The 13,640-nt window shown below is 38.1% G+C and carries 12 protein-coding genes; 8 read left to right on the plus strand and 4 right to left on the minus strand.

Annotation, left to right across the window (positions count from 1 at the left end; genetic code table 11):
* Positions 1–27 precede the first annotated feature (27 nt).
* Both H5090_RS07585 and mutY read right to left on the minus strand, forming a co-directional pair.
* The gene (locus H5090_RS07585; protein WP_002962543.1) at positions 28–300 is read right to left on the minus strand and encodes an oxidative damage protection protein; all 273 of its coding nucleotides are present in this window, start codon (positions 298–300) and stop codon (positions 28–30) included.
* 35 nt (positions 301–335) lie between these two features.
* The gene (mutY, locus tag H5090_RS07590; protein WP_182695415.1) at positions 336–1,397 is read right to left on the minus strand and encodes an A/G-specific adenine glycosylase; all 1,062 of its coding nucleotides are present in this window, start codon (positions 1,395–1,397) and stop codon (positions 336–338) included.
* A gap of 161 nt (positions 1,398–1,558) precedes the next feature.
* Here mutY and trmB point away from each other — a divergent pair, with 161 nt between their 5' ends.
* From trmB to arcA, 4 genes are all read left to right on the plus strand, one after another.
* Positions 1,559–2,284: a tRNA (guanosine(46)-N7)-methyltransferase TrmB gene (gene trmB / locus H5090_RS07595; protein ID WP_007582957.1), complete on the plus strand. Its 726-nt coding sequence runs from the start codon at positions 1,559–1,561 to the stop codon at positions 2,282–2,284.
* A gap of 62 nt (positions 2,285–2,346) precedes the next feature.
* Positions 2,347–3,372, plus strand: coding sequence for a methyltransferase (locus tag H5090_RS07600; RefSeq protein WP_024597691.1), 1,026 nt, complete (start codon positions 2,347–2,349; stop codon positions 3,370–3,372).
* Positions 3,373–3,523: 151 nt separating this feature from the next.
* The gene (locus H5090_RS07605) at positions 3,524–5,128 is read left to right on the plus strand and encodes a sensor histidine kinase (RefSeq protein WP_182671521.1); all 1,605 of its coding nucleotides are present in this window, start codon (positions 3,524–3,526) and stop codon (positions 5,126–5,128) included.
* A 499-nt stretch (positions 5,129–5,627) separates the two neighbouring features.
* Positions 5,628–6,344 carry a two-component system response regulator ArcA gene (gene arcA / locus H5090_RS07610; RefSeq protein WP_002962549.1) on the plus strand — a complete coding sequence of 239 codons (717 nt, stop codon included), beginning with the start codon at positions 5,628–5,630 and terminating at the stop codon, positions 6,342–6,344.
* 16 nt (positions 6,345–6,360) lie between these two features.
* On the opposite strand, the gene arcB is transcribed toward arcA, so the two are convergent.
* Positions 6,361–8,679, minus strand: coding sequence for an aerobic respiration two-component sensor histidine kinase ArcB (gene arcB, locus H5090_RS07615; RefSeq protein ID WP_165744108.1), 2,319 nt, complete (start codon positions 8,677–8,679; stop codon positions 6,361–6,363).
* A gap of 231 nt (positions 8,680–8,910) precedes the next feature.
* Between arcB and folE2 the strand changes: the two genes are divergently transcribed.
* The 4 genes from folE2 to H5090_RS07635 all read left to right on the plus strand — a co-directional run bounded on the left by folE2 (position 8,911) and on the right by H5090_RS07635 (position 12,318).
* Positions 8,911–9,831: a GTP cyclohydrolase FolE2 gene (gene folE2, locus H5090_RS07620; RefSeq protein ID WP_024597688.1), complete on the plus strand. Its 921-nt coding sequence runs from the start codon at positions 8,911–8,913 to the stop codon at positions 9,829–9,831.
* 115 nt (positions 9,832–9,946) lie between these two features.
* Positions 9,947–10,543: a DUF2726 domain-containing protein gene (locus H5090_RS07625; protein ID WP_002962552.1), complete on the plus strand. Its 597-nt coding sequence runs from the start codon at positions 9,947–9,949 to the stop codon at positions 10,541–10,543.
* Positions 10,544–10,665: 122 nt separating this feature from the next.
* Complete coding sequence (gene mtnN / locus H5090_RS07630; protein WP_024597687.1) at positions 10,666–11,373, plus strand: 5'-methylthioadenosine/S-adenosylhomocysteine nucleosidase; 708 nt, start codon at positions 10,666–10,668, stop codon at positions 11,371–11,373.
* Positions 11,374–12,318 (plus strand): regulatory signaling modulator protein AmpE, encoded by a 945-nt coding sequence (locus H5090_RS07635; RefSeq protein WP_182695416.1) that lies wholly within the window; start codon positions 11,374–11,376, stop codon positions 12,316–12,318. It begins immediately after the preceding gene.
* Between the two features lie 63 nt (positions 12,319–12,381).
* Here H5090_RS07635 and tyrS read toward each other — a convergent pair whose 3' ends face one another.
* Entirely contained in the window at positions 12,382–13,581 is a 1,200-nt protein-coding gene (gene tyrS, locus H5090_RS07640) for a tyrosine--tRNA ligase (RefSeq protein ID WP_007585427.1), read from the minus strand.
* Positions 13,582–13,640 lie beyond the last annotated feature (59 nt).

Consider the following 13,640-nt stretch of genomic DNA (forward strand, 5'->3'; position numbering starts at 1 on the left):
TAATAGCCCTTTTTTTTATTTAAAACATTACTTTTCAGGCGGTCGATAACCTTCAATTTCTACATCTTTATTTTCAAACAAAAAACCAACCATTTGCTCTTCTAAAAATGTGCGGTGTTCTGGGTCCATCATATTTAAATGCTTTTCGTTAATAAGCATTGTTTGTTTATGTTGCCACTGAGCCCACGCTTCTTTAGAGATGTTATTAAAAATCTTTTCACCAATTTCACCAGGGTATAACTGAAAGCCAAGCCCTTCGGCTTCTTTTTGTAACTTTTGACAAAATACTGTACGTGCCATGATTGATTCTCTCTAACGCTAAATATGGGGCTATTCTATACTATTGCTGTAATTTGTTTAACCAACTTTTTAGTTGGCGCTGCTAGGCCAACCTCTATTGATTGATCAAGCGGATACCAGATTAATTGCTTATCGTTTACCACATCAGGAGTTTTCTTAACATTGAGCACATGCGGGTTAATCCTCAGCTCAAAATGTGAAAACACATGAATAAACGCTTCAAGTTCTACTAAACTAGCCTCTAGGCCTTGCTGAGCTAAAAATATTTGAAGCTCTTCGTACTCATTAAATTCAAAAAAGCCAAACAATCCGCCCCAAATACCGCTGTTAGGACGTTTTTCCATAAGCACTTTATCACTACACTGAATAATTAACTGATGACAACTCTTTTTAGGAACTGCTTTTTTAGGTTTAGAATGTGGAAACTCTTTTACTTTACCTGCATTAAAAGCACCACAGCCTGAGTTTAATGGGCAAGCCTCGCAATCAAACCGGCTGCGTGAGCAAACGCTAGACCCTAAATCCATCATAGCTTGATTAAACTCAGTAACATTATCTTTAGGCGTTAACTGCTCTGATAAATGCCAAAGCTGGTTTTCGACTTTTTTAACGCCGTACCAGCCCTCAATCATAAAATAGCGCGCTAAAACTCGCTTCACGTTCCCATCTAAAATAGGGTGATGCTGTCCAAGCGACAATGATAAAACAGCCCCTGCAGTAGAGCGCCCTATTCCAGGTAAATCCATTACTTCCTCAAGTGTTTTCGGAAACTCACCTTGGTATTTGTCACGCACTATTTTAGCTGTTTTGTGTAAGTTACGCGCACGAGCGTAATACCCTAAGCCGGTCCAGTGATGCAGTACTAAGTCTTCATCCGCATCAGCTAAAGCGATAATATCTGGAAAGCTTTGCATAAACTTTTCAAAGTATGGAATAACAGTAATAACTTGGGTTTGCTGCAGCATCACTTCAGACACCCACACTTTATAAGGTGTTTTACCTAGCTGCCACGGGAGTGTTTTACGCCCATGAAGGTGATACCAATCAACAACTTGATTAGAAAAGCAGTGTGACTGTTCTTTATTTAAATCCAACATTTTTAACTTTTACTGATGCCCAATGGCGGCTCAGTCTATTGCAGTTAACAAAAAGATCAAGCTATACGGGGTGTAAAACCAGCTAATACTTGTGATTGCGGCCTCGGTCAGGGATAATATGCAACCATTTTTAAACACATTGTTTTTGTCAGGCCAATAATATGAGTGAATCAAGCAACACTAACCTTGAGCAAGCTAAGCAAGAAGGTAAATACATCCGCACCATTCGCAGTTTTGTAAAACGCGAAGGTCGATTAACCAAAGGCCAAGCCGCTGCAATCGAAAAATGCTGGCCAACAATGGGCCTAGAGCATAAAAACGGTATGCTTGATTTAAGCGAAGTTTTTGGCAACAACAACGATGTAGTAGTAGAAATTGGTTTTGGTATGGGTAAGTCGCTTGTCGAAATGGCAACAAATGCCCCTCACCTAAACTTTATCGGTATTGAAGTACACCGCCCAGGCGTTGGTGCTTGTTTAATGGATGCCGATGAAGCAGGCATTACCAACTTACGTATTTTTGAACACGATGCAGTTGAAGTACTTGCAGATTGCATACCTAATGAAAGCTTAACAACACTACAACTATTTTTCCCTGACCCTTGGCATAAAAAGCGTCACCACAAGCGCCGTATTGTACAAACTGAGTTTGTTGAAAAGCTAAGAGCCCAACTTAAAATGGGTGGCGTTTTTCATATGGCAACAGACTGGGAAAACTACGCAGAGCACATGCTCGAAGTAATGAATGTAGCTCCTGGTTTTAAAAACCAATCAGAAACAAATGATTATGTTCCTCGTCCAGATTTGCGCCCGCTTACTAAGTTTGAGCAACGCGGACATCGCCTAGGTCATGGCGTGTGGGATTTAATGTTTGAGCGCACAGAATAATTAAATTTAATTACTCACTTTTACTTTTATAAAACTAAATATACTGTAAGGCAAAGCCATTTATGAGCGTACTAACCAACCCAAGTTTACTGTTACTTCGTAATAGCGAGGCACTAACGGGCAAATCTATCTTGGTGGTCAACTTTGTTCAAGATGGCTTTTTAACAGAGCTTAAAAAACTTAATCCGCAAAGCAAAGTAACTGCGTTTAGCTACAACCATGCTAACGGAGAGTTTGCTAAGAACACCAAAGATGTTGATGTTCATGTAAGCCACACAATACCTGGTAACGACTACGATTTAGTTATTCTTTACTACCCTAAATCAAAACCAGAGTTATTAATGGCACTTGATAATATTCGGTCTGCTATTACTGATGATGCCGAACTATTAGTAGTAGGTGAAAACAAAAGTGGTGTTAAGTCAATTGAAAAGCAATTAGCTGGTAAAGCTGAGTTTAGTAACAAGATTGATTCAGCTAAGCACTGCGTTCTTTACTCATTTGCTGAAATTTCTAAGCACCATCACTTTGATATTACGACTTACCATAAAAAGTTTGTTGTTAATGTTGCCGACACTGAATTTACAGCTATTAGTGTTCCTGGAGTGTTTAATCACGGTAGCTTAGATATAGGAACGAAAGTTCTACTGGAAAACGCACCGACAATTAAGCAAGGCAAAGTTCTCGACTTTGGTTGTGGCGCAGGTTTAATAGCAACTTTTTTAGGGCTTCATAATCCAGCACTTGAGTTTGTGTGTAGTGATGTAAGTGCGCTGGCAACTTATGCAACACAGCAAACCCTAAAGCTTAACAACATCAATGGTGAGGCTATATTAAGTGACGGCCTTAAAAGCATTAATGGCAAGTTTGATTTAATTATTAGCAATCCACCTTTTCATACTGGTATTGCAACCGACTACACAGTAGCAGAAACATTTTTAGCTAATGCAAAACAGCATTTAACTAAATTAGGGAAACTAAATATTGTTGCTAACAGCTTTTTAAAGTACCCGCCTATTTTAGAAACTCAGTTTGAAAGCTATCAAACTGTATTTAAGAACAATAAATTTGCTGTATATAGCAGCTAATTTAAATTTGTAAAATGATTGAGCACAAACGTGCTCAAGCTAACTTTCGAATAAATATAAGAATTAATTTAGTTTTTTTCCTTCATTTTTCCACGTCTTTGCTAAACTAAAACTCTAAATAATTAAAATTAACTCAGGCGATAATGAAATAATGCCTAAAAAAGTTCATCAAAGTAGCATTCGAAAAGCACTCATTAATTTGATCATGCTTATTACAGCTATTTGCTTATCGTTATCTATTTCTATCTCTACGTATTTAAGCGTGAAAGAACAAAAGCAATTAATAGTTAATAAGCTTGTTATTCTTTCTGAAATTGTAGCTTTTGATGCTGGGCAATCGGTAATTGAAGATGATCGTAAAACAGAAGAAAAACGCCTCAAGTCATTTGAAAAGATCCCTCTTGTAAAAAACATACATATTTACTCAATAGAAAAAGCATCCCAAAAGCCTGTTTTCTTTATTAGCTTTAATGCTAAAAAAACACCTCCTGTGCCACTGAGAATAGACAGTGTAGAAGAGCTAAAAACACCACGAATTACGAGTGACCATATTGAGCTAACCCGCCCTATTTACGATAACGAACAAGTAGTAGGTTATGTGTATATGCGAGGAAGCCTCGAGAGTTTAGAGGTCTATATTGAGAGAAAAATATTAATAGACGTGTTATTAACATTATTAATTCTGGCGGTTGTTTACTTTATTGCTATTAAAGTTCAACGACGTATAGCTAAGCCAATAGAGCAATTAAGCATGTTATTGCAGGATGTGTCTAAAAATCATAACTACGATGCACGCGCACCAGTAACTGATGTAAAAGAAATAAGTGCTCTTTCAAATAGTTTAAATATCATGCTTACGCGTACAAAAAAACAACTTGAACGCCACGAAAAAGATAAGCAAGAAATCAAACAACTAAACCTAAGCCTTGAAGAAAAAGTAAACCAACGAACAATCGCCCTTAGAGAGGCAAATCAAGAGCTTTTATCAACTCTTGAGCGGATGCATCAATACCAAACACAAATTGTTGAAAACGAAAAAATGGCATCTTTAGGGCAAATGGTTGCAGGTGTTGCCCATGAAGTTAACACACCAATAGGGCTAGGTATTACCGGTTCTACGTTACTTAGAGATAAACTAGCAGACATACAGCAAAGCTTTGATGACAAAAAACTTACCTCAAGCCATCTAAAACGCTTTATAGATGAAGGTATTGAAAACTTAGATTTAATTTACCGCAACTTAAATCGTGCAGCTGACCTTATATCTAACTTTAAAAAAGTAGCGGTTATTCAAGATGACGGTGTAAATACCTATATTAATGTGCACAAATTAATAAGTGATGTTTTAACATCGATTCAATCTGAATTATTGCCCAAAAAGCCTGTTGTAACTATCAACTGTCCGACCGACTTGGCTATTCATAGTAAGTCTGAACCTCTACAACAAGTTTTTCAGCAGTTACTTATGAACTCTGTAATTCATGGATTTATAGGTAAAGAAAACAATGAAATTCGCTTTGACGTAGAACTCGTCGGGAAAAAATTAACAATCGTTTATTCTGACAATGGTCAGGGCGTTGACAAAAACATTAAAAATAGAATTTTTGACCCATTCGTAACTTCAAAGCGCGGGCAAGGCGCAAGTGGCTTAGGCATGCACTTAGTTTATAACCTAGTAACACAAGCACTTGGCGGAAGAGTGATGTTTGATCTTGAAGAAAAACGCGGTGCTCGCTTTATAATTACTATTCCTTAAATAAAGATCATTAAAAAGTGCATATATTTAAAATTTATCCTTGAATTAGCATTTAATGACCTCATTAATGAGGCATGTGATAAGTGCGTAACATTATTTAATTGCTTTAAATAAATATTACCAAGCGATTTATGAACTTTTTTATCTTTGCTGTATCACATACATTGATGAAAGGTTAAAAGGTTAAAAAGTGATATAGTTTTGCTTTGAATTAGTCTGATTATTTTAAGTACCTTGTTTAATTGAATGATATGTCAATTATCAAAGGAAAATGGCTTCGACTTTATGATTCAAATAGCTACATCCATGTATATATCAATTAAACAGTAGTTTTTGCACTGCCCTTTTTTAGTAGACTTTGGACACCCTACTGTTTTATTTTTATCCAATTTGTTTTTTCCTTGTTAACAAATGGGTATAATCCTATAATCTCTAGTAATCGGTTATAAATTAGTCACCGATTTTTTATAAATAATATATTCCAAAAGGTTAATTAATAATGCAAACGCCAGTCATTCTAATCGTAGAAGATGAAGACGTAACTCGACTGAACCTAGTTAGTTTATTTGAAGCTGAAGGGTACAAAGTTATTGAAGCCATTGATGGCGATGATATGCATGACAAGCTTACAAATAACGATGACGTTAATCTTGTAGTTATGGATATCAACCTTCCTGGTAAAAACGGTCTTATTTTAGCCCGTGAATTACGCCAAAAGCGTAAAGTAGGTCTTATATTCCTAACTGGTCGTGATAACGATGTTGACCGTATTTTAGGTCTTGAAATTGGCGCAGATGACTACGTTACTAAACCGTTCAACCCGCGTGAATTAACTATCAGAGCTCGCAACCTTATTACTCGTACTGCCTTAGGTGGTGAAGAGTCAGCACTAGAAACAAATGGTGTTATTACGTTTAATGGTTGGGAACTTGATGAAAACAGCCGTTGTCTTACTTCTCCAAATGGCGACGCTAAGCGTTTACCTAAAGGTGAGTACAGAGCACTTCGTTTAATGCTTGATTCTCCAGGTCGCATTTTCAGCCGTGAGCAATTAATTAAGCATATGACAGGCCGTGAGCTTCGCGCAAATGACCGTACTGTTGACGTTACTATTCGTCGCATTCGTAAGCATTTTGAAAGTGATAACTCAACGTCTGAGTTAATCAGCACCATCCATGGTGAAGGTTACCGTTTCATTGGTAAAATTGACGCTTAATTAGAGCTAATTAGTTTCACTCTAATTGCTGTAAAAATAAATGAAGGGCTTTTTGTCCTTCATTTATTTTATCTGCCAGAATATCTAACCACTGCTTTAACACCTCATCAGATTCATCAATCGCACCATGTTCCATTATTTTGGCATGAAGCTGCACATCATTAAGACCTACTGAGCCAGCCGCCCCTTTGAGTTTATGCGCTACTGATTCATACTCTTCTCTATCACCAGTATTTAATGAAGTAAGTAACTCTTGCTGATATTGTGGACTTAGCTTTTCGAATAGCTGACTACTGCGTCTAAACACAACTAAGCCCATCGAATTGACAAAGTCTTCTATTGTTTCCATATCTAATAAGTGTGCATCAATGCCTTTAAGGGCTTCTTCACTTACTTTTAACAGCGGCTCTGTGCATTCACTTTGCTTAATTCCAAATAAATCAGCCAGCATTTTATCAAGCTTCACTGTGTTAATTGGTTTAGCAAGCGCCCCTTGTATTGATATGCCTTCAAGCTCTTCTTCAGCACTACGAACATTGGCCGTTAGCGCTACAATGGGTAATTTATCAAAGTGACTATCTGAGCGTATTTGCTTGGCAACTACATCACCATTTATATCAGGCAATTGCATATCAAGTAATACTAAATCTAAGTCATCTTCGGTTTCGACAAACGAGAGTGCATCTTCACCGGTTTCAGCCCACAACACCTCATGCCCGCGTTGCTCTAATAAGTTTGTAGCAATTTCGGCGTTAAGAGGTACATCTTCTACTAGTAAAATATACAAACCACGACCAACATAACTTTGCTCTGTTGGTGCTACACATAGACTAAGCGGTATTTGAACTGTAAAGCAACTTCCTTCGCCCTCAGTACTATTTACTGTAATTATCCCTTTCATCGCACTTACAAGTGCCTTAGTTACAGCCAAACCAATACCGGAACCTATTGCGTTAGTCCCTTTTAAATCTGGCGCTTTGTAATACATATCAAATATATGAGCAAGCTGCTCTGGCGGAATACCTTGGCCGGTATCCGATACTTTCATAACTAACCATGGGCCTTCAACTCTGTTTTCTCGGCTACATTCAAGTGTTACCTTTCCTTGCTGTGTAAACTTAACGGCATTATTAATTAAGTTCCAAACAACTTGGCGTAAGCGAGTTGGGTCGAGCTGTGCGTAAATATCCAGCACCCCATTGCGCTTAATATCAAACTCTAGCTCTTTTTGCTCCGCGATTAAGCCCGCAAAGTTAACAACGTCATTTATAAAGTCTGATACATTAATAGAGTTGGTCACTATATCGAGCTGATCTCTATCTATTTTGTCTAAATCAATAATATCGTTAAAAATATTGCCGAGCGTTTCAGCACTCGAAAATATAGTATTACCCCAACTACGCTGCTGTTTGTTTAAGTCAGTATCAAGCAGCATTCGTGTTAAACCAACAATACCATTGAGCGGTGTACGTAGTTCATGGCTTAATGTGGCAATAAACTTACCTTTGTCTTTATAGGCCGTTTCGAGCGCTTGAGCGGCCTCCTTACGACTTGTGATATCACGACCAAAGCCCAGTAGACCAATGTAATCACCTTCATCATTTATAAAAGGTAATTTACGCAGCTCAAACCAACGCGTTTCGCCATTTACCTCATAACCCACATCAATGGTTAGTGCTTTATGGCTTTGCTCTACTTCTTTATCGGTTTTCAAAACTTCAGATAAAAAGTGGCTAGGAAATATCTGCTCAACCGTTTTGCCAATTAGTTCGCTACTTGATTTGCCCATTACTTCTTCAAACATTTTATTACAACCAGCAAACACGCCATTGTTATCGCGGTAATAAAATAAATCAGGAGATGAATCAACTATTGAGCGCTGCAGCATGCTTTGTTGAGCAAGTTCTTGTTGTGTTTTTTTACGCTCAGCAATTTCTCGTCGTAGTTCTTCGATAGCGCGGTGCTTGGCATGAAATGCCATTTTACGCTCATCAATTTCGATGTTTAGACGGTTAATGTTATCTTTTAGGGTTTGATTTAAAAGCTTTTCTTGTTTGGTGGCGCTATCTAAATAAGCATATGAGGCATCTAGTTGTCGAATTGAATTAAGCAACACACTTATAATTAAAGGAGAAACTACAGCCGTAAAAAATACCACGGCTAAAATATCAACCAGGTGTAATTCGCCTATCGCCACATAATAAAACATGCTCGATAAAATAAGAGATACAGTTAAAAATAAAGTGTAACAAATAGCAGCGGTTTTAAATTCACCAAATCGCGTTATTGAGCTGGAAAGTACCCGAGCCCAAGGGCTCAAAGAATAATCGGTCATACGTAATTTTATCTCTTAGCTGTGTACTTAATATAAAGAAGGCAATGCGTATGTATAAACATACCATTTTCCCAGATTTTAGCATTTTTCTCCTACCACTACTCACGTTGTGCGATAAAAACAGAATTTTTCATGTTTGATTTAGCTCATCTATTAAACTCATCATTTCAGCAATAAATTATTTAGTGTAAAATGCCCCGCTTTATTATCCCCAAAATACGAGTAGCGCACATGCAAACCAATATGCCAGATATAGCAGACACTGCACCCGCTTTACAAACAGGTAAATTAGACTGGGTTGGCATGGGCGAAATAGAACTGCCATTTATTTTTGAATCCCGAGACTTATCTCCAGTTACAGTAAACGCCAAAGCTCGTGCATTTGTAAATTTACATAAAGAAGATGCCAAAGGCATTCATATGTCACGTCTATTTTTGGCACTTGATCTGCTTTCAACCGAGCAGCAAGTCAATCCGCAAACAATAGCGCAGGCACTCGATACCTTTATAACTAGCCACGAAGGGCTGAGCAATAAAGCACAAATTGAATTTAAATTTGAATTACCGCTACGCCGTAAGTCACTATTAAGTGGCAAAGCGGGCTGGAAAAGCTACCCAGTTGTACTTACCAGTACAATTGAAAATAACGTTATTAGCTACGAGCTAACCGTAGATGTTACTTATTCTTCAACGTGCCCATGCTCTGCTGCACTTGCGCGCCAGCTTATACAAAACGCGTTTAACGAAAAGTTTAACCAAGAAACGTTGAGCCAAAAAGATGTGCACGAATGGCTAGGCACTACACAAGGTATTGTAGCGACTCCCCACTCGCAGCGCTCTATTGCCAACGTAAAAGTAAAGCTTGATAGCAACATTCAAGAATTTGACGTAGTTACGCTAATTAACACTCTTGAAGCTGAGCTTAAAACACCAGTACAAGCAGCAGTAAAACGTGAAGATGAGCAAGAATTTGCCCGTTTGAATGGTCAAAACCTTATGTTTTGTGAAGATGCAGCGCGTAAAATTAAAGCATTGCTAGAGGCAAACCATTACAGTGATTATTGGCTGCAAATAAACCACTATGAGTCACTGCATGCACACGATGCTGTAGCTATTGCAGTAAAAGGTATTAAAGGAGGCTACAAAGCTTAATCGCTGTGTAGCTATTGCTTGTAAACCAGCCGGTAATTATTTTATAACCCATACTTTTTAGGCACGTAAATTGCTTTGTTTGAGCAGTGTCAATTTGTTGTTATGGAGTTACCGTATGGAATTCGCTTTATTATTAATCCTAGTATTAGTTGTCGGGGCCTCTGTTGTTGCGTCAAAATTTAATGACGATGGCGGAAACCCGTATCCTTTTACTCGCAAGCAAACTGTTTTTACGCAGGTTGAAGGCGCTTTTTTAAATCTTCTAGAGCGTGCTGTAGGCGATCAATATAAAATTGTTAGTCGCGTTAAGTTAATCGACGTTATTGACTGTAAGCAAGGCCTTTCAGTAAAGTCTAAACGTGCTGCTTTAGCTAAAGCTAAAAATAAGCAACTCGACTTTGTTTTAATCGATAAAGAAAAACTAACAATCATTGCTGCTGTTGACCTAGTTAACAATGCCAACAAAGATGGCCACAAAGCTCAACGCGACTGGTTTGTAAACGGTGCACTAGAGTCTGCAGGCATTCCACATATTCGTATGAAAGTTAAATCGGGCTACCGCCCTTCTGAAGTACGCGATGCAATTATGTTTAAACTTGGTAAGCCTGCAGCAACACAAACTCAGCGCCCTGTTCGTAATCGCTCACATAAGCCAGCGGTACTTTCACCTTCTCAAGCTAAAGCGCAAACCACCGCGTTAGCTGAAATTTAAAAAACGAATTAAATACTCTCCTAAAAAGTATTTAAAGCGAGCTCATAAACAAGCTCGCTTTTTTGTTTTTTATTGCTAACTTCACGTATAATCAAGTGATTCAAACTCAGGAATTAAACTTTATGAATGTTGGTATTATTGGCGCAATGGAGCCAGAAGTTAAAATTTTACGTGAAGCTATGCAAAACCCACAAATTTTAACTAAAGCAGGTTTCACTTTTTATACTGGCGAGTTGGCTGGTAACACGGTGACACTTGTTCAATCTGGTATTGGTAAAGTCGCATCAACTATTGCAACTACCTTACTGATCGATAACTTCAAACCTGATTGCATAATTAACACAGGCTCAGCCGGTGGATTCGATCCTTCTCTTAGTGTTGGCGATGTAGTAATTTCGTCAGAAGTACGTCACCACGATGTAGACGTAACTGCTTTTGGCTACGAAATTGGCCAAGTACCACAAATGCCGGCAGGCTTTGCAGCACACCCTAAATTAGTTGAAGCAGCACAGCAAACTATCGAACAAATCAGTGATGTTAAAACACTCGTTGGCTTAATTTGTACTGGTGACACATTTATGTGTGACCCTATACGCATTGATAAAGCACGTAGTGATTTTCCTACAATGCTTGCTGTTGAAATGGAAGGCGCTTCAATTGCACAAACGTGTTTTACGCTAAACACACCATTTGTTGTAATTCGCTCAATGTCTGATATTGCTGGTAAAGAGTCACCACAATCATTTGAAGAATACCTAGAAACAGCATCAATCAACTCATCTAAAATGGTTGTTGCACTTTTAGAAAAGCTTACAGCAGTATCTCTGTAAATGCTTAGCAATATTGTTCAAAATCACTTGGACTTTATTGCCTTTATACTAGCGCTCCTTGCTGAGCGCTTTATTCCCCTTATTAGCTGGTATCATCCTAATACGGCGTTAAATGCTGTTTTTAGTGCTATTGGCAAACGTATATACAAAAGCAAAGAACCTAAAAGCTATCAATATTTGGCAGCTATACTCGCAAGCTCACTTATTTTAAGTGTCATTCTCATTATTGTAGTGTTGCTACTCGAGTTTGCTTTTTATCCTGAATTACTCGCTGGCCTTATTTTATACTTATGCTTAGAAAGTAAGAGCATTGATAAAAAAGCACTTCGCATTGCAAAGCTAACTAAACAAAATCAAAAATCCACAGCGCGCGAATTACTAAAGCCACTGCTTGCCCGTGAAGTTAATAGACTTTCATCAGCTGGTATTATCAAAGCATTAATTGAGAGCTTAATACTGCGCACCGCTCGATACTATTTCGTAGTCATATTTATATTTTTAGCATTTGGCCCTATAGCTGCCCTTGCCTATCGGTTACTTACCTTAATACAACAAGCCTGGCGTAGTGATATCTCCCCAAATAGTTACTTTTTAAAACCGCTTAAAATACTCTTGTTTATTATTGAATATATTCCCATGCGCTTACTCGCTTTAACTATTGCAGCAAGTCGAGCAAGCAAACAAAGCATGCATTATATAAAGCATTATGGCAGGCATTTTTATCAAACAAATACAGGCTGGCTCTTAAGCACATGCACTGCATCACTTGGCGTGCAGTTGGGCGGGCCTGCAGTTTATTTAGGTACTCGCTTTAATAAAATGCGTATTGGTACTGATAGACTACCTACACCCGAGGATGTACCTGTAATAATTAATAGGTTAAATCAGGCCCGTGTATTTTGGTTGTTAGTAATAGCCAGTATTGAAATATTAAAATTGATTTAAAGGGCTCAAAATACGAGCACAAAAAAACCAGCCGAGGCTGGTTTTTTAGTTTTTAAACTGTGCTTAAGCTACAGTGATGTTTGCAAACTTACGTTTACCTACTTGGTAAATAGCCGTTGTGCCTTTTGCTATTTCAAGTTTGGTATCAGTGATTTTATCTTCACCGTTAAGTTTAACTGCACCTTGCTTAATCATACGCATTGCTTCTGATGTACTTACTACTAAATTTGCTTCTTTAAGCAAGTTAGCAATTAAAATAGTATCTTCTGCAATAGTGATTGTTAGCTCTGGGATTTCATCTGGTAACGCTTTTTTCTGAAAACGCTGAATAAAATCATCATGTGCACCTTGTGCATCAGCTTCACTATGAAAACGAGCAATTAGCTCTTTAGCTAGTTCAATTTTAATATCGCGCGGATTCGTACCTTGCTCAACACGTTCTTTTTGAGCTGCAATTTCTTCAATAGAAAGCGCACTTAATAAGTCGTAGTAACGCCACATTAGCACATCACTAATTGACATTATTTTACCAAACATATCGTTAGGCGCATCAGTAATACCAATGTAATTACCAAGCGACTTAGACATTTTTTGAACGCCGTCAGTACCTTCAAGTAATGGCATCATTAATACTGTTTGCGGCTTTTGACCTTCTACTTTTTGTAGCTCACGGCCCATTAACAAATTAAAGCGCTGATCAGTACCACCTAGTTCAACATCTGACTCTAGTGCAACCGAATCCCAACCTTGTACCAGTGGATATAAAAACTCATGAATTGCAATTGGTTGGCCGCTTCCATAACGCTTTTTAAAGTCATCACGTTCAAGCATACGTGCTACGGTTTGGTTTGCAGCAAGTTTAATCATGCCTGCAGCGCCTAACTTTTCCATCCAAGTAGAGTTAAATGCAACAGTGGTTTTAGCAGGATCTAGAATTTTGAATACTTGTTCTTTATATGTTTCGGCATTGGCTAGTACGTCTTCACGAGTAAGTGGTTTACGCGTTACGTTTTTCCCCGTTGGGTCACCAATCATGCCAGTAAAGTCACCAATTAAGAAAATAACCTCATGACCTAAATCCTGAAAGGTTTTCATTTTATTAATTAGTACAGTGTGTCCTAAGTGTAAATCAGGCGCTGTAGGATCAAAGCCTGCTTTTATTTTTAGCTTCTTGCCCGACTTTAGTTTTTCAACTAGTTCGTCTTCAATTAATATTTCTTCTGCACCGCGTTTTATCTCTGCTAGAGCGGTTTGTAAATCCACTGTGTATTACTCCAAAATTCTGCCGACGAAGGGGCGACTAGTTACTTGCGTAGTCACGG

Origin of the sequence: Pseudoalteromonas sp. SR43-5 (genome assembly GCF_014163835.1) — a bacterium.
GTDB classification, from domain to species: Bacteria; Pseudomonadota; Gammaproteobacteria; order Enterobacterales; family Alteromonadaceae; genus Pseudoalteromonas; species Pseudoalteromonas distincta.

Coding starts and splice junctions, on each gene's coding strand:
- H5090_RS07600 (WP_024597691.1), top strand. CDS start 2,347: ATGAGCGTACTAACCAACCCAAGTTTACTGTTACTTCGTAATAGCGAG.
- H5090_RS07625 (WP_002962552.1), top strand. CDS start 9,947: ATGGAATTCGCTTTATTATTAATCCTAGTATTAGTTGTCGGGGCCTCT.
- folE2 (WP_024597688.1), top strand. CDS start 8,911: ATGCAAACCAATATGCCAGATATAGCAGACACTGCACCCGCTTTACAA.
- mtnN (WP_024597687.1), top strand. CDS start 10,666: ATGAATGTTGGTATTATTGGCGCAATGGAGCCAGAAGTTAAAATTTTA.
- H5090_RS07585 (WP_002962543.1), bottom strand. CDS start 300: ATGGCACGTACAGTATTTTGTCAAAAGTTACAAAAAGAAGCCGAAGGG.
- trmB (WP_007582957.1), top strand. CDS start 1,559: ATGAGTGAATCAAGCAACACTAACCTTGAGCAAGCTAAGCAAGAAGGT.
- arcB (WP_165744108.1), bottom strand. CDS start 8,679: ATGACCGATTATTCTTTGAGCCCTTGGGCTCGGGTACTTTCCAGCTCA.
- H5090_RS07605 (WP_182671521.1), top strand. CDS start 3,524: ATGCCTAAAAAAGTTCATCAAAGTAGCATTCGAAAAGCACTCATTAAT.
- H5090_RS07635 (WP_182695416.1), top strand. CDS start 11,374: ATGCTTAGCAATATTGTTCAAAATCACTTGGACTTTATTGCCTTTATA.
- mutY (WP_182695415.1), bottom strand. CDS start 1,397: ATGTTGGATTTAAATAAAGAACAGTCACACTGCTTTTCTAATCAAGTT.
- arcA (WP_002962549.1), top strand. CDS start 5,628: ATGCAAACGCCAGTCATTCTAATCGTAGAAGATGAAGACGTAACTCGA.